Source organism: Bacillus sp. AY2-1 (assembly GCF_008368965.1).
Lineage (GTDB): Bacteria > Bacillota > Bacilli > Bacillales > Bacillaceae_G > Bacillus_A > Bacillus_A thuringiensis_S.
This window is the reverse complement of record NZ_QPEL01000095.1, coordinates 1-17,830: the sequence shown is the minus strand read 5'-3', so window position 1 is coordinate 17,830 and position 17,830 is coordinate 1. Positions and strand designations below refer to the sequence as shown.

Sequence of the window (17,830 nt, the reverse complement as noted above, 5' to 3'; positions counted from 1 at the left end):
ATGGAATTAGAAGAAAAAATTGTTAATATATAAGTATCTCAATTACGTTATTTCTTTTAAAGAGAGCTTGTATTCTAACGCAAGTTCTCCTTTTTTATATTCTAAATTGAATCCGGACAAAGTTCACATATTGAGTCTGCCCATGTATATGCTATAGTTTTTAAACAAAGATTAGAGCCCTCCTACAAGAAGGAGAGCTCTAATCTTTCATATAAATATTCACAATTTTTATCATTGCGGGGACATCAAAACTTTAACTTGATAGGGATATGGCACTACCCCATCGCTATCAAGCTAAGACCATAAAACGTTAATTATAATAGAGGTTGTTTCTTTTTTTTAAAAGCTACGTGTAGGGAATTTAAAGATTTGCATACGAAATAAACCCTAATGGGTTTCAATTTTTTGATTTAAGCCGCTTGATTATCAAACATGGTACAATTGTAAATGACACCTAATATATCAAAGACTGTTTTCTTCTCATATCGATGAGATTTTCTCCCGTTTTGCTGTAGGAGGTTGAACAGGCGAATTAAAATCTTTGATAGCTCTTGGGTGTCTTTCTGTATAGCTTGGAAAATAAGAAGAAAGTAATCTTTAATCATATATATGGCCTTATATTCACTCAGTTCTCGTTTCTTTTTCATAAGAAGCAATTGTCGCATTTGAAACATGGTAGAAGAACAAAGTAAAATGGCAATCAGTTGCCCATACAAATGGCATTCTAATCGTTCTCGTTTTATCTTTTTACAATGATGAATATGAAAGAATGATTTCCACGTTTTAAATAAAAGCTCGATTTGCCAACGTAAAGAATACCAATCATGTACTTGTCCCATCGGGACAATATCTATAGAGGTATTTGTCATATATACATTGATACCGCTAAGTCGTTTACTACGAGCAGAATACTTCATTCCTTTCTTTTTTTCTCTTACAGTTTGATCGTGTAATCGTTTTTGTTGTTGTTCTTTTGTTAGTCGATGAACAATCACACGAGTCGGCACTTTATCAGTCATTCCTACATAAGCGTCAGCTATTTCACATGTTTGTCCTGGTTGAAGAGAGCTCATTAAACCCTCCATATCTATTTGAATATACTCTGTACCTTTCTTAATTCTTCCATCTTGAAAATAATCAGGATTGGGATTTTTTTGATAAATACGTGTATTCGACTTGATACGAGAGATATAGTAAGCCTTTTGGTCTTGTATATGTTTAAGATCTTTCAAATGAAAATACCCTAAATCTCGGATACATAAATCATTCGCTGTCACAGTTGGAACACGCAGGGAACCGTAGGTTCGATCATGTTGTTTACCTGGACCTGTATGGATATGCAGGAACTGGCCACTTAATAGATCATACTCTAGCTGAATCTTCACCCCCGCTGTATGGCTGCATCCTCCTGCACCTGGATAAACAAATGAAAAGGGATCTGGAAGTTGAAATGCAGTTGAATCTAAAATACGAATACGCTTGAAAACAGAAGTATATGGAGAAGGAATAGGTATAGATGAGGCCAATTTTTGGTTTAGTAGTTTAGATAATATGTGTTGTAAAAATTGGACAGCCGCTTTATTAAATCGTTGATTCAGTCCCTCAGGACTGATGAGCACTTCTGTCGATGCTTCTAAACAGCTAGATAACTGGGTTAAAGAAGTTGTAGCGACATTTTGACTCATCCATACACATAAAGCGACTAAATCTTTTGCTTGGTATTTACTAGTTCTTTGTACAAAACCAACATCTCTAGCAAGATCTCGTAAGATATTTGGAGATAAGAATTTTTGAATTTCTTGAGCTAATAGTTGTAATTCATCAGATACAGAAATAGACATACAAAAACGCCATCCTTTCCTATGATTCTACAGAAAGAATAGCGTATTTTTTCATTTTATGGGGTATTTTGTTTTGGTATCTTGATAGCGATGGGGTGGACTCCCTTTTTAACATAAGGGTAATTTATGTCGTGTTTAGCAATTATTCATTACATAATGCAAATGATTGTTTACATTTTGTTAGTAATCATTTGCAATTACAGTAATTGTAAATGAGGAAAGGGGAATTATGATACTAGAAAACAGAGTTAGAGAATTACGAGCACGATTTAGATGGACTCAGCAAGACTTGGCCGATGCAATTGGGGTCACAAGGCAGACAATTGGATTAATAGAAAAAGGTGATTATTCTCCATCTGTCACTATGGCGTTAAAATTAGCTGCTGTATTTCAAGTTACCGTAGAAGAGGTTTTTTATTTAAAGGGAGAGGAACGATTATGATAAAACAGGTTTTAAGATCTCCACTTATAGGGGCCAGTATATTTGTGTTGATTATTGCATTTTTACTATTTTCTCTTATGAATACACAAGTCATTTTAGCTAAGTTATGTTTCGGGATTTTAGTGACGGTTACTTTTTTATGGCTCATTCTCACAAGGATTTATAACCGAAAGAATCCTCATGATAAGATTAGGCTATTTGGTTTTATACCATCCGAATTTCGTGAAATAGATGAAGGGCAGCAGTGGGTAACCTATAAGGCTTGCCGAAATGTGTATATTTACTATAGTATTGCGCTTCCAGTAACGGCAGGGATTTGCTTTCTCTTTTCTCAACATAATTTTGTTCCATTATTGTGCATTGGTTTACTAGGTGCAGGTCAATATATTGTCTATTGGTTAACCACTATTTTTATTTTAAATCGTATTTAACAAAGGGGATGAAACAATATGGTGGAGTGGGCTCAAAATGCGGGGGCATTATGGCAATATGTAGTGTTATTTCTTTTAGCATTTGCCCCATGGATGGATGTATCAATTGTTGTACCACTTGGTATCGCATGGGGATTACAACCATTTGCAGTAGGAGTAACAGCATTTGCAGGAAATCTTATCTTGGTTCTATTACTCGGTTTTTTCTTTAAACAGTATGCAAAATGGCAAGCAGCAAGAAAACAAAAAAAAGGTATAACAACACCTTCTAAAAAAGAAACCCGATCAAGAAAAATATGGGATCGATATGGTATTCCAGGTTTGGCTCTTCTAGCTCCAATTCTCGTAGGAACTGATATTGCAGCCGTATTAGCTTTAACATTTGGATCTAACCGGACACACGTCATAAGTTGGATGACGGTCAGTCTAGCAGTATGGACAGTCATTTTTACAGTTGCTGCGATGTATGGACTTAGCTTTTTAAATATTATTTAGGATATCATAGTGATTTTAGGTAATCTAAAATCGTTCACTACCTAAAAATTATGGAGTGATGAAGTGAGTTCATATGATATTAGGAGAAAAGCTTTGACCAAAAACATTTGAACACTCAACTAGCTGTACGATATGGTCATAGTACCGTAATTCACGAACCTATATGGATAGAGACACATTGCTATCAAACTAATATTTTGAAGCATCCCCAAAACAAAAAAATTGTACATTTTCATCTGGAAATGTCAATTTTCTCGTTTTGGGGTATTTGCTTTCCTTAGGTTGATGGGCATGTGGCACTACCCCAATTAATAAATATTATTAACTATATATCTATCATATTTTTTATAAACAGGACTAATTAGATTTAAAAAAAGATTTCTTTTTCTTTACTCGTAATAAATCACCTGTCCACCCTTTGAATCGCATATACATATACATACCTACCGTTGTGAAAATAATAAATAAGAGAGCGATTAAATAGCTATATTTCCATTCTAGTTCAGGCATGTATTTAAAATTCATTCCCCATAATGCTCCTAAAGCTGTCAAAGGCGTACTCACAGCAGTTAATACAGTAAGAGCTTTCATAATTTCATTCCCACGATGAGAAGAAACAACTTCTTGTAAATGAATCATCGTGTCTAATTCTTCTTGGTACTCTTTAACAAGTTGTAATCCACGCTCTAATTTTACGTGTGTTTGTTTATAACAAAGGGTGTTTGTTAAGTTTTCTAACCAAGCTTCCTCCAAGCCTTGTAACACTTCCTGTATTAAGCGAAACACATGTGTGTTCATAAATAATTCATGACGAATATGATAAATCCTTTCTAAAACTGCTATGTTATTATGATGATAAAAATCCCATAATACATTTCTGAAATTGTTTTCAAAGTAGTCAACCTTTCGCAAATAATGAGATATAAACATTGATAAGATAGCACATAATCCTTCAGCAGAACTATTACAATTTTTTGTACCCATAGGGAAATTATGTATTAATTCTTGAAAATCCTCTTCCTCTTTTTCTTGGACCGTTATCAGTATTCCATGAGCTACAAAATAATGAAGAAATTTTTGAATTTTGGCGTCCTTTTTATCTTGATCATATAAAAACGAACCATATACACAAGTTTGGCTTGGTGATAACGTATAAACATATAATCCATTTTCACAGGGAGAATTTATTTTCTTTACAAATTGAGAGAAATAAGATGTTACATCACGGGGGATTATAGAAGAAAGTTTTTCAAGCTTACTAGTTTTCACATGATACCAACTCCATTTCGTCATTTTTATGCATTCCATATTATTCTTCCTTTCTAAATAGTTTTATGTTTGATCGAATCATATCCGTAATACGAAATTTGTATGTAGGTATTCATGTCTTGAAGGAAAAGTTTTTAGATCATCTAAATTACAAAATAAATGACATAGGAGGTCTTATTCTTTTAAAAGGAAGACCCCCTATATATTAGTTATTTTTATTTTCAATTTTAAACATTTCCTCTATACAAGCACTTTTTATCTTTTCTTATAAAGAATTTATTATATGTGGAAAAGAAGCTACATAATTTGGCACGTCTATTCAATGAACTCCATTTCAGTCGTTATTATAATTTGGATTCATATGCAGATTGATTGGTGATGTCGTCAAATACTTGACTCCCAATAATGTAGTATCCATGAAGTGCAGCCTCTTTCGAAGCGTCTACCATACGGAAAGAAGCAATTTCACTTTGCATTTTTTCAATTCGTTTTTTGTGGAGATCTACTATTCCTCCTGTCCAAATGATAGTATCATACTGTTCTAACGTAAATTGTTCTTGTAATACACGTATGACGTCTTGGAAGTGTGCATCCAACTCTTTTTGAATCAAAGTATGAACCTGACTTGTCTCATAATTTTCGTCTCGATCTCCATATCCTTTTTCTAATATTTTTGGCATGTCGTTAATATGCAATTGATTACTTTCACCCGCATGATTCTGCAGGATATTCTTAATATTTTTCAAAGGCTTGCTACATCCTAGTTCCGTCTCATAATGATTTAAAATGAGATTCTGTTTCATATCTGCCATTTCTAATGTACGAAATCCACCATCAATAATTAAGATGCGATCTTGTTCCTGAATAATTCCCTCTTTTAAGAAATAGGCATGTAAAGCGACTGGTTGCTGAAGAATCAAAGCATTTTCCACCGTAATATTAATAAATTTCCCATCAATTTGCACGGAAGTTTCTTTTTTTAGTGCATGTTGTAATTGCTCGTGCTGACTACCAAAACAAGTGACTGGAAGCCCGGTAACAACTAAAGGTAACACGACATTTTCTTTATAATCCTTTGCAATGCAACCAAATATTTGTTGTTTAAAACGTTCGCTTTCATAATAATTTTCTATTTCTTCATTAAATGGAGGAAGCAATGAAGCGTCAGATTGATGTGCTTCATTTCCCATGTAGTATGCAAAGTCTAAGTCTATAAAACTCACCTTTGTTAAATCTTCACTGTCAGTATGATTAGGTACAGGGGCTAGTGTGGAAGCTTCACTCTTAATCGTCATCTCAGAATCTACATCCTGTCGATATGCCCGCTTGGTAAAGCCAATTCCTACATCAATTGCATACAGAGATTTCATACTTTTTTCCTCACTTTCTCTTTTAAGAATTAAATCTAGGCACTCTCTTCTTTCCCTTCTTTCACATATTTCTTTTCATTTTTCGTTTTTTCTCCGTCTAGGTTCCTACTATTTTCATTTATTTCGTAATCCTTTTCATCTTTTTTCTTTTTGTTACTTTCGTTTTCTGTTAAGTCTTTAATGGTAGAAATGACAACTGGTGTGGCTGTAAGCAATTGTGGTAATGTTTGTTTTGCAACATTAGCTGCAGTTGCAGAGAATTGTTTACTTGTCTCAGTTACCTTCTCCAATGTTTCCTTTATGTTTCCTTCTTGTAGTTTTTCTTTTACGCTTTTTCCTTTTGTTTGTATAGCTTTCCGATTTTCTTTTTTTAATAGGGAGACGATGACTCCGGTCGTAATCCCAATCACAGCATATTTAAATATTGTATGTTTCATTTTTCTCACCCTTCTCTACTTTTATTTTCTTCAATGCTACAACTTAAAATAATTACCTTACCTATTGCAATCTATTAGAGAGAATGATAGGTTTGCGACTTCCTATCACTCGCCATTGGTGTTTCAGCTGTTACTAGGAGTAAAATCCTCCCTTGATCTAGTTTTTCTTCATATAAGTTAGCTTCCTCCTTCGACAATCCCATTTCTTCCATTTGATTTCGAAGTTCGTCCCCTTTTTTGGAGAAAAAGTTGATAATACTTGTTCCCAATCCTTGTTCTTTTACTCCAATCGTATTTGTGTTTGTATCATCCGCAATCTTTTTTGTTAGATGTTTTTCATGTGTTAAGACATACATGTCATCTTGGTGAATCCCTTGCAATTCTAGCTCTTTTACTTTCATAACTACTTCCTGTTCATTTTCATATTCATGAACCACCGGTTTTCTTTCATTCTTGTGCATTGTATTTTTCCTCCTTTAGATTTTTTATTTTTTTATTTAGTTGTTATGTAATATGTAATACACCTATTTTAAAGATGTTAAACCTAAATTTTCAAAAAATTTCATAAAATAAGTTATAAATGTTTTTGAATATCACAGCGATGTCACGAGAAGTTTGCTTTGATAAAAGTGCTACAAATAACGATTTGTTTGGAAGGCAAGCCCATTGTTTTATAGAAAATTTCTATTTAGAAAAAGTTACAAAAGGAGTACAAGATATTTTTTTCGTTAATTAAATCCTAGGAAAATAAAAAAGCACTCTTTTTAAAAGAGTGCTAAAAAACATATAACCTAATAATGTTTCTAGTTTGATTACAGAAAGAAAGTCTTTATTAAAACATATAGTTGCTAATTTAATTGCGATCTTCCTTGCACCCAAGCAGCAATGTCATTTATAACATACTCAGGGATATTAGCAGGACTATAATATTCATCCGGTTTACTTATTTCTCCATCACCTTCTGTAAAGAAATGATTTAACTTCGGATATAGTCGATAATCGACGTTATCTCGTTCTTTTAATTGTTCTTTCCAAAGAGGAATTTCGATTTTTGATTGAACTTGATAGTCTCTTTCCCCTTGAATAATAAGAAGCGGTGTCTTTTGTTCTTTTGACATTTCGGCTGCTTTAATTTTTCGGATAGAATCCCAAAATATTGCTGATCCTAAGTAAAAATCTTTTGGGGGATTCTGACTAGAGAAATTTGGATCATTTAATAATTCAAATTGTGCTTTGTAGAATTTATATTCATCTAGATTCATTGCTCCAATAGAAAAAAGGTACTCAAATTGATCTAAAACAACGTCTTGGATCGTACGAGCTGGCCCACCCATTACAATTGCCCCAGCAATATTATTATTTTGGTCTTTTTCAATCATTTTCGGAAGCATCATTCCACCTTGACTATGACCAAGAATATATATTTGATTCTTATTTATTAGAGGCTCATTTTTAAGAAATTGAGTTACAAAAAGAGCATCATCTGTTGTCTCTTTATCAACTGTATAAAAGGGACTAAATTGTGTTTTCAACCCATGTTCATAAGTTCTTTTATTATAGCGAAGAACAGCAATTCCCTTCGATGCAAGACCTTCAGCTAAATCGCGAAATGGTTTTAAAGCAAACGCTGTTTCATCCTGATCGGTTGCTCCTGATCCTTGAACAAGAATAACCGCTGGAAAAGGACCCTTTCCTTTTGGAACCGACAATGTTCCTGGTAATGGAAATGCACCACTTCCAACTACTACTTCTTTATCAACAAATGATTCAGGCTTACTATATGATGGACGCTCTGCAACAGGACTAAACGACATGCTTAGTTGAAAATCGTCTATTTTTCCAGATGGATCTAGTTTAATTAGTAAAGGTACAGTCATTTTTTCAAAAACTAATTGAATCTCCACATTTGTATGAACAGGATTTGTCTCTTTTTGTGTAACCTCTCCAATTTCTATAAAAGAACCTGCTTGTAATTGTACTGGGAGTCCCTCCCAATAGCTCTTCAGCCATTCTTCGGATATTATTTTCTGTAATGACCTTGAGGTTAAATCAAATGCAGATTTATAATCTTCACTATTCATATGGCGAATAAATGAAAGGGTAGTAGATAGAATAGGATTTTCATCATCACTATTGTCTACTTTTTTTATAGTTGTGTTTGCTTCCTTTAATTTCGAAATAAATTGATGGTTAAACGGATAATTATATGTATCAGGATATAAGCTTGTTTTCAATACTTCCGTATTCCGTCCCTCATACAAACTTGAAGAACTCGTAAAATTTTCAGGTAAAATTACTTCCTCCGCATATGAGACTGAGGGAATTGTTATTGAAAAAATCGCACTAACAAGTAATAACTTATTACTTGTTCTTCTTTTCTTACCCATACTTATTGATTCTCCTTTCAAAATTTAAAATTTCTAATACAGTATGCCAACTATAAGGAAAATAAAAATTATCAAAGAGATTAATAATCTATTTTACGATCCCCCCTAACTAATTAAAAATCTATCATTAACAAACTTCAATAAAAAATGCCCTCCCCCTCTTTTTTTATTGTTGGATTTTCCAAGGACTTAGAAGCACAGCACTAATTTACATGTAAATGACCCATGAGATTCTCTGTTTCAAAAGAAAAAAGCACCCGACTAGATGCTTTCTTTAATTGTTCTCACTCTCATTTATTTAGTTAATTCTCTTATTACTGTAAAATAAATTTATTCTATTTCCTAAATCTCACTTATTTCTTAATTCACTCATACCAATATAAAACCTAATAACCTATCCTCAAAAAATAAAGAAAACAGGTTATTTGGCTATTCATTCCGTAAGCTTACTGCTCAAGTTAGTCTTTTTTCACACGGTTAAACTTTATTAAGAAAACCTTAAGGAATTTCCCTCTATATTTATAAGAATTTTTTTCTATACTGAATCATGTAAATGAACAAGAGGAGAAACGATCATGAAAAAATTTGTAATTTGCATACTAGGAATAGGCCTCCCTATATACTTACTACCTTTCATATTACGCGGAGATTTAGACAGATTTAATCCGATTGCTGAAGAAAAGAATGTATATGCCGTTGCGAAAGGATATGGTGTTCCAGATTATCATCATAAAGGAAGAGCTATGTACTCACTAAAAGGTGTTGATGAATTAAGCAATGAAAAAGAATATAAAGTTGGAACGAACACGCCTAATGATTTTACAAGAAAAATTTACTTAAAAATTCATGTGAAAGGTAAGTATGTCTATTCCTACGATATTATTTCTGAAAAGGACATTCCAGAGAAAATAAGGGGACAATTGGAGATAGCAAAGAAATAAAAGAGCCAATTCGTACGAGTTGGCTCTTTATTATCACTCCCATCTACCGTTTGGAGAATTCTTTCGATCGATTTATTAAGTTCGTTATCATTGTTTTAACAACCATTCTTCAATTACTTTAACTGTTTCATCCCGTTGTGCTTTTGACGTAATTAAGCTTGCATTATCACCTTTTTGCTCACCATACATGCCAAAATGAGCATGGTTTCCGCCTTTTATCATGTGCATAGTTGTATTCTTTGACATTAACTTTTTATTGTTCTCTATTTTTTCTACAGTTGCTAAAGCATCTACTTCTCCATAAATAGATAACATTGGAATCGATTTTGTAGAGAAATCATCTGCAGGATAAGAGCCTAAGAAAATGATCCCATCTACCTTGTCTTCATTCTGAAAGGCATACTTAGAAATCATAGCTCCGCCCATTGAATGTCCAGCAACGTACCATTTTTGAACTTCAGGGTACTGTTCAATTACACTATCTACCGCATTGATTCCAAGTATCGCTAAGTTTAATGGTAACTTAGGCATTACTACAAAATGCCCATCTTTTGCAAGAGCTTCTCCTAAGTAACTATAAGCTTCAGCTTCTACTTTAGCACCTTGATAAAAAATAACCCCTATTTTAGCATCTTTCTGTCCAAAAACTATATTATCTTCATCTTTTTTATCATTCACTAACGACAAAGCCTCTTTCGTTGGTTTGTAAGTAAACTGGGACCAAGTAAAAAAAGTAATACTCCCTATAAGTAAAATACCAAGTAAAGAGTACAGAACAATTTTCATCCATTTCTTCATATGTATGACCTCCCTAAGATGTATATATTCTATACTTTAGATTATCATTAATAAACATAAAAACTCGAGCATTTTTATTGTGCTCAAGTTTTCATTTACGTCTTTAATTTATACTATAAATTGTCCAAGATAAATATGTAGCAAATGCAGACCATAAAAAATACGGAATTAGCAACCATGTTGATACTTTAGATAAATTGGAAGAAAACATAATGAGAAGTAACGTAGTAATAGCGACTAGTAAACAGTCTACTGTTGCTAAAAACAAATTTTTTTGACTGAATTGAAAGTAGCTGAACGCTTGATTGCACATATAATTTAAAAGGAATACAAACCAAAATGTTTTTGGCTTAAATCCATAGTTGTTGTAAATAATTGCAACTGATAATGCAATAAGTCCAAATAATACAGCCCATATCATTCCGATTGTTATACCAGGAGGTGTCCAAGACGGCTTTTCTAACGCATCATACCAAGTACGATCAATAGGGAATAAAACACTAGAAACATAAAACAAACTATATGTTAGTAAAAATACTATAATACTAGATTTTTTCATAAACATTCTCCTTTTTACTAGAAGATTATAGAAACTTTATATGATTAGTATGCCCTTGTAATGGATAAATTTCTAATATTTAAATTTCAAATACATATCGTTTAATCTATTTTATACGAACTCTTTCATACTTTTATATGCACACAGTGCTCTCTCTCTTGCTGCCTTATGATCAACGACTGGCAAAGGATATGTATTACCAAGCTTTATATTGGCCTTTTGTAAAATATGCTCAGGTGCTTCCCAAGGTTTATGTATATACTTATTCGGTATATCTCTTAATTCTGGTACCCATTTTCTTATATACTCTCCATTTTTATCAAACTTTTCTCCTTGTGTGATAGGATTAAAAATACGAAAGTACGGTGATGCATCTGCTCCACTTCCAGCAACCCATTGCCATCCCATTGTATTATTTGCAATATCAGCATCTAGTAGTGTATCCATAAACCATTTTGCTCCTTCTTGCCACGGAATTAACAAATGCTTTACAAGAAAAGAGGCTACAGCCATTCTTGTCCGATTATGCATAAAACCTGTTTGCCAAAGCTCCCGCATTCCCGCGTCAATAAACGGATAACCAGTTTCACCTTTTTGCCATACTCTTAATAACTCCTCTTCCTTATTCCACGGAAAATGTTCAAAGTTTTTATTAAGAGGTTTATATACTGTAAACGGATAGTGATATAGCAAATAATAAGAAAACTCTCGCCAAATTAATTGGCGTATAAAACTATTCACTTGTTTTTCAAAAAGACTACATTGTCTTTCGGTACTTTTATTTATTAAGTAACGATACATTAACTTCACTGATATTTGGCCAAATGAAAGATATGGCGCCAACATCGAATGAGCATTTTGATTTGGAAAATCTCTTCCTTCACTATAAGAGGCTAATTTGCTAGAGAAAAATTTCTTGAATGTTTTGTATGCCCCTTCCTCTGTAGGCTCCCATATTGATTCAATATGAGATGTCCACGGTATAGTTGGCAGCAAGTGTAATTCTGAAACAGATAAGCTTGCTGGTAAAGAGCTTCCCCATTTTATACTCTGCACTTTGCTAATAGGTTTAGGTATTACCTGCTTTTGAAATGTATTGTAAAAAGGCGTAAACACCTTATATTCAGTGTTGTCCTTCTTTTTTATAATCCACGGTTCTAATAATAAATGCGAATTAAATTCCTTACAAATAATACCTTTATCTTCTAACATCATTTTCATTTTTTGATTAGATTGTAATCTGTCCGGATCATAGCAAATATTCCAATATACAGCCGTTATATCTAATTGTTCTATGAGAGAAAGTATTTCTTCCTCCGTACGTCCTTTACGAATTATTAAAGTAGAGCCCAATGCCTCAAGTTGCTTCTTTACATCTATTACAGCATGGTGTAACCACCACTTTGCCGCACTTCCTATTGAAAAAGTTTCATCTTGTACATATACCGGAAGAACCTCCCCGGACTGAACAGCCTCAAATAGAGCTGGGTTATCATATAAACGAAAATCTTTTTGAAACATAACGATAATTTTGTTTTGCATGGCTACCTCTTCTGATTCTTAAAACATAATAAAATTTATTATACAACAGCAATTTATACATAAGAATTTATTTGTCTTTAATAAATTAGTTAACTTTTTCAACTATTTTATTAGTAGGAATTTTAACAACCGTTTCTTTTTCCCCTATTCTATCAATCTTGAAACCATGAACTTTAACATCAGACGGTACTAGTGGATGATGACAAATCATATCTATACTCTTCTCAATATTTTCACTAACATTTTCTTTTCCACTTAGCCATTCATCGAGGCTACCACTTGAAAATTCAGGCATGCAATTTTTAAAGAGATAGTCTAATTCTATATTATCTTTTATGAAATCACGTTGAGTTTGTAGATTAACTGAAGACGTTTCTTTATCCTCTATTCCGACAACAAAAATTTCTTTAACATTTTCTTGATAAATAGCAATAATAATAGATCTCATTATATCTCCATAAGGATGTACAATTACAGAATCATAGCTGTGTATAGTCAACATGTTTTCTTGGTGAATGTTAGTTACTTGTTGGATACTAGGCTCTATTCCGTGTTCAATGTCTGTTAACAATAAAACTTTTTTATTCTTTGAATTCATATGGAGCACTCCTTCTTCATTATTGTATTTATGAAACTTTTAAGCTAGTAACAATAATAATTGTTACCAGTTTTTCCAGCGTCCCTCTGGATCAACACTTGCAAGTCTAACCCATCCATTTTGAACTTTTTCTCGAAATGTGAAATCATTATTTAACAAACGTTCTATATATTCAATAGGTGCTTGAATGACAATTAGTAAACGAAGTGGTGAATGATACGTCTCACTATCTGACTGCATAACCGATTGCCAAGGTAAGCCTGGCAACAGGTCACTTGCATTCCCTTGCATAACACCGAGACCTGCCGTTACAGTTTGGGTTGTTTTATTTCCACTACCATAATAATGAGGTGCTACAGTTGAAGCGTAATATTGTAAATTTATCCACTGAGCTACTGTTCCTGGTCCTGCAATAATGTTAGCTAATATATCGCCACTTTCATCGTGTTTCCAATCATAATTATGGAGGAACGCCCTACCTTCTAAGTCACAATCTTGAGTTAATTCTCGTTGCCCGATAATAAAAGATGCATTACGAGCTAATCCCCATTCTGGACGTATTTCACTCCAATCTTCTGCAAATCGATGTGCCTCTTTACTCGGATTTTTTATTTTCGTTTTAAAATTTGGTAATTGCGTTAAACGCTCTCTATTTGCATGTTGGCTCACATTTGGCATAATCGACTCGATACAATCAAATGCTTCTTGCGCAGCTTCCGAAAGTTCCGGGACGTAAATCCATTCCAATTCGTCCACTGTTGTTTTATGTTCAGCTGCTGCAAAAATGGTGTCCTCAGGAATTTTAATACCTTCAGCAGCCAATGCCTCTCTTACTTCTGGAAGATTACATAAAGTAGCAAAAACTCTTGCATTGAATCCCCCTGCTGCTCCGCCACAAGCACCACACTCAAGCGCTGCAGCATAAGGATTGTTCGTACTTTGACTACTATGTCCGCACATTACAACTAAAGGAGCAAATTTTTCTGTCAGTCCCACCATTTTTAAAGCTTGACGCACATAGTTCACTTTTTCTTCTTTCGTAAAACCGATAGGTATCTCGCCCTTTGTGTCATGAACATGATTAAGTGAGAATGTTGTATCAGGTTTTTGTAACATAGTTTTACGAAGGTTACGAATGAAAGCACCAACTCCTCTTGGGACAAAGCTTCTTGTCACCATTTGTAGACCAAATAAAGGACCACTTAACTCAGGTAGCGCCATACTCGTCAGTACGTTCTGTTTCATCGTTTTAAATGTATAACGTACCGAACTGCCTACCCTCTTACGTTGCTCATAAGATTTAAGTTCATTTTCATTTGTGAGCTCTTTTATTTGATGTTTCGGTTTGAGTATAACTGGCAAAGAAGGATGGTTGTTATTACTACCTAGTTCACTAGTTGCAATTGGTAATCCAAAGAAACCAGCTATTCCAAATGTTTCAAACGGACCTAATTTTTCAAGATGGCGACGAAACGGTTCTGAACGTACATCAATACAGAATGCTAATTGAGCTAATACACGCTTTTTATCATTAGTTGCACGTTGTTTAGAAGCAATCTTCTTCCTTAATTGCTCTGCATGCGTCTGTTCCCAAGCTTCCAACCAAAGTTTCCTACGAATATTTTCATCAAAACGATAAGCGAATACTAATAATTCACTTTGTTCAGCAGCAGGCATTTGTAACCATTCCCGTGTTGAAATATTCCCCCAATAGATCCAAGAAGCTATAAGCGGGACGATTGCAACTTTTTTCTCAACCTTTTGATTTTTTAAAGGTAAATAAGGCTTTGTAATAGCCAGCTCCATAGAAATTCGAACTGCTAAATATTCTATTAGGAGTTCCTGTTCCTGAATTGATTGTTGTGAGCGCCATCGTATCATTCCTGCCCACCCAGGCAAAGAAAGTAAGTGCCCTTCAAGGTAAGCTTGTATGTTAGATCCAGAAATTCCTAGTTCAGATAATGCTCTCGCTAAAGCTACTTGGGCATCTTGTGGCCAATCTTTTAAAACTTTACGCTCATTTTTACTGAGCGCTGGATCAAATTTAATAAGGTGTTGCCATGCACGATAAAAACCTTTCTCTCGATTTGGCATCGTCCAACTTGATCCGGAGTCATCAAGATATAATTTACACCATTTAATGATATGATAATTAAGAATATCAGATAGGTTTTCACTATTTCGATTTTCTATAAGCGAACTTATTGGCTGCATAACAGAGGCTTTCATACTTGTTGTATTTATATATATCATTTCTTCTGCCAATTTATTTAATTCTGTCGATGATAATAAACTAGAAGGTAATTTTTCTAACTTTAAAGCTGCTTGGCAAAATCGCTCTGCTTTCTCTCGCGGAATATTAAAAGATTGTGAATCCAGCCAACGAGACAAACTCATTTGTAAAAATGATTCCTCAATCTCACCTTTCGCTTTTGCCGAATGAATCATGGAGGCACTAGGATAAATATCCACATTACGAGCTTCTTTTAACCAATTTGCGACTTGTTCAAATGATTGCTTTTCAAGTCCCATCCAAGGGTGATGAGCTGCAAATGTAGCAATCGGCCAAAGTGGTGCAATCACTCGGCTAGCAGATTCAACTAAATCATTCATATTCTTTTCTTGTATTTCAATGTTTGTATCTTTCTTTTTTAAAGTTTCTTTCGTTACGATTGACGGTATACTCATCACCGATTACCTCCCTTTGATACATAATGTTTAAGATAGCTTGGATGACTTTCTACTGACTTTTGTCTCGCCTCACCTACTCGAACGAACCAAAGATACATTACAGCAAATATTGTAGAGGATTGATTACGAGTAACGAGAGTACTAATAGCACTACCAAACAATAAGAGACATATAACAAAAATAACAGCTGAAGCTGAAGGTTGAACACTTTGATACATGTCAGTATGCAACCATTTGTAAAGAGAATTATGAACGGTAAAGTAAATGAGAGAAAATCCAATCAAAACAATTACGCCAGCAATTCGTCCCATTCTTCCCTCTCCAAAAACAACAAGCTGTTTCCATGAAAAGTATAGTGACCAGCCTAAGATTAACGCACTAACTAGTTGATACCCCTCTCCAGAAGTCATAAACCAGAAAGTAATTGCTATAAATAATCCTAAAACACGTCCGACCATAATCCATAAATTGGACATCTTTTCATTAGACTGCTTCACTACCCCAAAACGTTCTACTGAAGAACCAGCTTGTAAAAACAGTGTAGCTTTAAACAAACCATGTAAAATTAAATGAATAACAGCCGCTAAATAGGCGCCTAATGCACATTGAATAAGCATAAATCCCATTTGTGCAATAGTTGAACCTACTAGCTGACGTTTATAATCAACTTGGACTAAACTAATTCCTGTACCTATTAAGACAGAAATACTAGAGAAAATTAGTAAAATTATTTGTGCAATATCATCATGAAAAAGAGGTGAAAATCTAGTTAACATGATACCGCCAGCATTTACTAAACCCGCATGCATAATAGCAGAAACAGGAGTTGGAGCAACAGCAGACTCAATTAACCATCTTTGAAAAGGCCATTGTGCTGCTGGAATCATCACCACTACTATAATCAATAAGTTAATTCCTGTTTTCTCCAACGTTCCAAATTGAGCTACATTTTCATTCGTTAAAACTGATGTTAATTGCCACTGTCCAGTGCCTTGAAAAAGCCAAATGATAGCTGATAGCAAGGCGATCCAGCTTATTGTAAATAAATAACTAGAAATTTTTGTTGCTTCACTAACTACTTTCCAACCTTTATTTAGCCCTATGAGTAGAACCAATCCTATAAGAGTTGCTCCCCAACAAATAATCATGAAACGAAGATCATTACTTAACCATGCGACTGAAGATACACCTGTAGTAAATGTAAAAAGTGCAAAGTATTTTCGATATGAGCGATCTCCCAGTAAGTAACGTATAGAAAAACGCTGAATGATTAAACCAATTGTAAGAACAAAGAAAGCCATGAACCAAGCTAAAGTATCTAGATGCCAAGGTCCCACAACTCTATCTCCATTGTTATTAACAAGTGCGAGTAAAGAAACCAATGAAGGCAATGCAGCGATACCAATATGGATATGAACAAAACGTAAAGGTATCCTTGCATGTAAAAACAATAATCCACTTAGCCAAGAAGCGCTAAGCGCCATAAAAAATAATGTTAACAGTGTTGATGAACTCAGCGAAATTAACATGTACAATACTCCCTTCCAAACGAAAATAACCTATAAAAATTCCTTTTAAGTAAGATGATTTTTTAAATTTCAATTTTCATTCACTCTTTTTAGTGCATCGTTTTTTCCCATAAAAAAAACCGACAACTTCCATAATTCAATGATTTTATATCATCATTGAATTATGGAGATTGTCGGTTTCCCTTCAACTAACTTCAATAAAGTTTTTTGAAGAGCTCCCATTTTATAGAGGATAATAATGTATGTATTACTCCTGTTAAAAAGAAATGTATATTTCTGATCTCCTAGATTATGCAATCAATATATCAATTTATGTTATAAGCTATCTTTTAATTAAGAAACTTTTTCATTTAGTCAATATTACATATTAAAAAAATGCTAAAGCCTTAATTATAGCAAACTGTTAAAATGAGCATCTATCAATTTTTTAAAACAATTATAAGATAAACCATATTAAGCAGTTTGTCACTTTCTTTATCGGTTTTTTCAGAGTTATTAGA

17 protein-coding genes are annotated in these 17,830 nt (G+C 33.8%); 5 read left to right on the top strand and 12 right to left on the bottom strand.

Annotated elements, in window-relative coordinates:
• Window positions 1–410 precede the first annotated feature (410 nt).
• A complete protein-coding gene (locus tag DN403_RS21160; protein ID WP_016098534.1) occupies window positions 411–1,841 on the bottom strand; it encodes an IS4 family transposase in 1,431 nt (476 codons plus the stop codon).
• A gap of 229 nt (window positions 1,842–2,070) precedes the next feature.
• Here DN403_RS21160 and DN403_RS21155 point away from each other — a divergent pair, with 229 nt between their 5' ends.
• Genes DN403_RS21155 through DN403_RS21145 form a run of 3 tightly spaced genes read left to right on the top strand, consistent with a single transcriptional unit; the run spans window position 2,071 to window position 3,209 of the window.
• On the top strand, window positions 2,071–2,283 hold the full coding sequence (locus DN403_RS21155; protein ID WP_000599740.1) for a helix-turn-helix transcriptional regulator: 213 nt from the start codon (window positions 2,071–2,073) through the stop codon (window positions 2,281–2,283).
• Complete coding sequence (locus tag DN403_RS21150) at window positions 2,280–2,714, top strand: hypothetical protein (protein ID WP_000595642.1); 435 nt, start codon at window positions 2,280–2,282, stop codon at window positions 2,712–2,714. Before DN403_RS21155 ends, DN403_RS21150 begins: the two co-directional genes overlap by 4 nt.
• Window positions 2,715–2,732: 18 nt before the next feature.
• Window positions 2,733–3,209, top strand: coding sequence for a small multi-drug export protein (locus DN403_RS21145; protein WP_000230643.1), 477 nt, complete (start codon window positions 2,733–2,735; stop codon window positions 3,207–3,209).
• 357 nt (window positions 3,210–3,566) lie between these two features.
• On the opposite strand, the gene DN403_RS21140 is transcribed toward DN403_RS21145, so the two are convergent.
• The 4 genes from DN403_RS21140 to DN403_RS21125 form a co-directional block, all read right to left on the bottom strand.
• The gene (locus tag DN403_RS21140; RefSeq protein ID WP_016077504.1) at window positions 3,567–4,517 is read right to left on the bottom strand and encodes a magnesium transporter CorA family protein; all 951 of its coding nucleotides are present in this window, start codon (window positions 4,515–4,517) and stop codon (window positions 3,567–3,569) included.
• A gap of 305 nt (window positions 4,518–4,822) precedes the next feature.
• Entirely contained in the window at window positions 4,823–5,848 is a 1,026-nt protein-coding gene (locus DN403_RS21135; RefSeq protein WP_016077503.1) for a ParM/StbA family protein, read from the bottom strand.
• Between the two features lie 35 nt (window positions 5,849–5,883).
• Window positions 5,884–6,285, bottom strand: a complete 402-nt coding sequence (locus DN403_RS21130; RefSeq protein WP_000683213.1) for a hypothetical protein — start codon at window positions 6,283–6,285, stop codon at window positions 5,884–5,886.
• Between the two features lie 74 nt (window positions 6,286–6,359).
• Window positions 6,360–6,746, bottom strand: a complete 387-nt coding sequence (locus DN403_RS21125) for a YflT domain-containing protein (protein ID WP_000549431.1) — start codon at window positions 6,744–6,746, stop codon at window positions 6,360–6,362.
• Window positions 6,747–6,865: 119 nt separating this feature from the next.
• Between DN403_RS21125 and DN403_RS31820 the strand changes: the two genes are divergently transcribed.
• Entirely contained in the window at window positions 6,866–7,021 is a 156-nt protein-coding gene (locus DN403_RS31820) for an acyl dehydratase (RefSeq protein WP_074789697.1), read from the top strand.
• Window positions 7,022–7,133: 112 nt separating this feature from the next.
• Here DN403_RS31820 and DN403_RS21115 read toward each other — a convergent pair whose 3' ends face one another.
• The gene (locus DN403_RS21115; RefSeq protein ID WP_016077502.1) at window positions 7,134–8,672 is read right to left on the bottom strand and encodes an alpha/beta hydrolase; all 1,539 of its coding nucleotides are present in this window, start codon (window positions 8,670–8,672) and stop codon (window positions 7,134–7,136) included.
• 575 nt (window positions 8,673–9,247) lie between these two features.
• Between DN403_RS21115 and DN403_RS21110 the strand changes: the two genes are divergently transcribed.
• Window positions 9,248–9,613, top strand: a complete 366-nt coding sequence (locus DN403_RS21110) for a YxeA family protein (protein WP_000714889.1) — start codon at window positions 9,248–9,250, stop codon at window positions 9,611–9,613.
• Window positions 9,614–9,700: 87 nt separating this feature from the next.
• On the opposite strand, the gene DN403_RS21105 is transcribed toward DN403_RS21110, so the two are convergent.
• The 6 genes from DN403_RS21105 to DN403_RS21080 form a co-directional block, all read right to left on the bottom strand.
• Window positions 9,701–10,411, bottom strand: a complete 711-nt coding sequence (locus DN403_RS21105; RefSeq protein WP_016077501.1) for an alpha/beta hydrolase — start codon at window positions 10,409–10,411, stop codon at window positions 9,701–9,703.
• 103 nt (window positions 10,412–10,514) lie between these two features.
• Entirely contained in the window at window positions 10,515–10,970 is a 456-nt protein-coding gene (locus DN403_RS21100; protein WP_016077500.1) for a TspO/MBR family protein, read from the bottom strand.
• A gap of 111 nt (window positions 10,971–11,081) precedes the next feature.
• Window positions 11,082–12,512 (bottom strand): cryptochrome/photolyase family protein, encoded by a 1,431-nt coding sequence (locus tag DN403_RS21095; RefSeq protein WP_079245726.1) that lies wholly within the window; start codon window positions 12,510–12,512, stop codon window positions 11,082–11,084.
• 85 nt (window positions 12,513–12,597) lie between these two features.
• Window positions 12,598–13,110, bottom strand: coding sequence for a carbonic anhydrase (locus DN403_RS21090; protein ID WP_086390639.1), 513 nt, complete (start codon window positions 13,108–13,110; stop codon window positions 12,598–12,600).
• A gap of 63 nt (window positions 13,111–13,173) precedes the next feature.
• Window positions 13,174–15,798, bottom strand: coding sequence for a DUF2309 domain-containing protein (locus tag DN403_RS21085; RefSeq protein ID WP_149185722.1), 2,625 nt, complete (start codon window positions 15,796–15,798; stop codon window positions 13,174–13,176).
• The gene (locus DN403_RS21080) at window positions 15,798–17,330 is read right to left on the bottom strand and encodes an NADH dehydrogenase subunit 5 (protein WP_149185721.1); all 1,533 of its coding nucleotides are present in this window, start codon (window positions 17,328–17,330) and stop codon (window positions 15,798–15,800) included. The genes DN403_RS21085 and DN403_RS21080 overlap by 1 nt, the downstream gene beginning before the upstream one ends.
• Window positions 17,331–17,830 lie beyond the last annotated feature (500 nt).

Excerpts from the sequence above, each read along its gene's own strand:
- DN403_RS21110 (WP_000714889.1), top strand. The coding sequence starts at position 9,248 with ATGAAAAAATTTGTAATTTGCATACTAGGAATAGGCCTCCCTATATAC.
- DN403_RS21155 (WP_000599740.1), top strand. The coding sequence starts at position 2,071 with ATGATACTAGAAAACAGAGTTAGAGAATTACGAGCACGATTTAGATGG.
- DN403_RS21150 (WP_000595642.1), top strand. The coding sequence starts at position 2,280 with ATGATAAAACAGGTTTTAAGATCTCCACTTATAGGGGCCAGTATATTT.
- DN403_RS21090 (WP_086390639.1), bottom strand. The coding sequence starts at position 13,110 with ATGAATTCAAAGAATAAAAAAGTTTTATTGTTAACAGACATTGAACAC.
- DN403_RS21080 (WP_149185721.1), bottom strand. The coding sequence starts at position 17,330 with ATGTTAATTTCGCTGAGTTCATCAACACTGTTAACATTATTTTTTATG.
- DN403_RS21145 (WP_000230643.1), top strand. The coding sequence starts at position 2,733 with ATGGTGGAGTGGGCTCAAAATGCGGGGGCATTATGGCAATATGTAGTG.
- DN403_RS21100 (WP_016077500.1), bottom strand. The coding sequence starts at position 10,970 with ATGAAAAAATCTAGTATTATAGTATTTTTACTAACATATAGTTTGTTT.
- DN403_RS21160 (WP_016098534.1), bottom strand. The coding sequence starts at position 1,841 with ATGTCTATTTCTGTATCTGATGAATTACAACTATTAGCTCAAGAAATT.
- DN403_RS21140 (WP_016077504.1), bottom strand. The coding sequence starts at position 4,517 with ATGGAATGCATAAAAATGACGAAATGGAGTTGGTATCATGTGAAAACT.
- DN403_RS21115 (WP_016077502.1), bottom strand. The coding sequence starts at position 8,672 with ATGGGTAAGAAAAGAAGAACAAGTAATAAGTTATTACTTGTTAGTGCG.
- DN403_RS21125 (WP_000549431.1), bottom strand. The coding sequence starts at position 6,746 with ATGCACAAGAATGAAAGAAAACCGGTGGTTCATGAATATGAAAATGAA.
- DN403_RS21105 (WP_016077501.1), bottom strand. The coding sequence starts at position 10,411 with ATGAAGAAATGGATGAAAATTGTTCTGTACTCTTTACTTGGTATTTTA.
- DN403_RS21130 (WP_000683213.1), bottom strand. The coding sequence starts at position 6,285 with ATGAAACATACAATATTTAAATATGCTGTGATTGGGATTACGACCGGA.
- DN403_RS21135 (WP_016077503.1), bottom strand. The coding sequence starts at position 5,848 with ATGAAATCTCTGTATGCAATTGATGTAGGAATTGGCTTTACCAAGCGG.
- DN403_RS21085 (WP_149185722.1), bottom strand. The coding sequence starts at position 15,798 with ATGAGTATACCGTCAATCGTAACGAAAGAAACTTTAAAAAAGAAAGAT.
- DN403_RS21095 (WP_079245726.1), bottom strand. The coding sequence starts at position 12,512 with ATGCAAAACAAAATTATCGTTATGTTTCAAAAAGATTTTCGTTTATAT.
- DN403_RS31820 (WP_074789697.1), top strand. The coding sequence starts at position 6,866 with ATGTTTTTGAATATCACAGCGATGTCACGAGAAGTTTGCTTTGATAAA.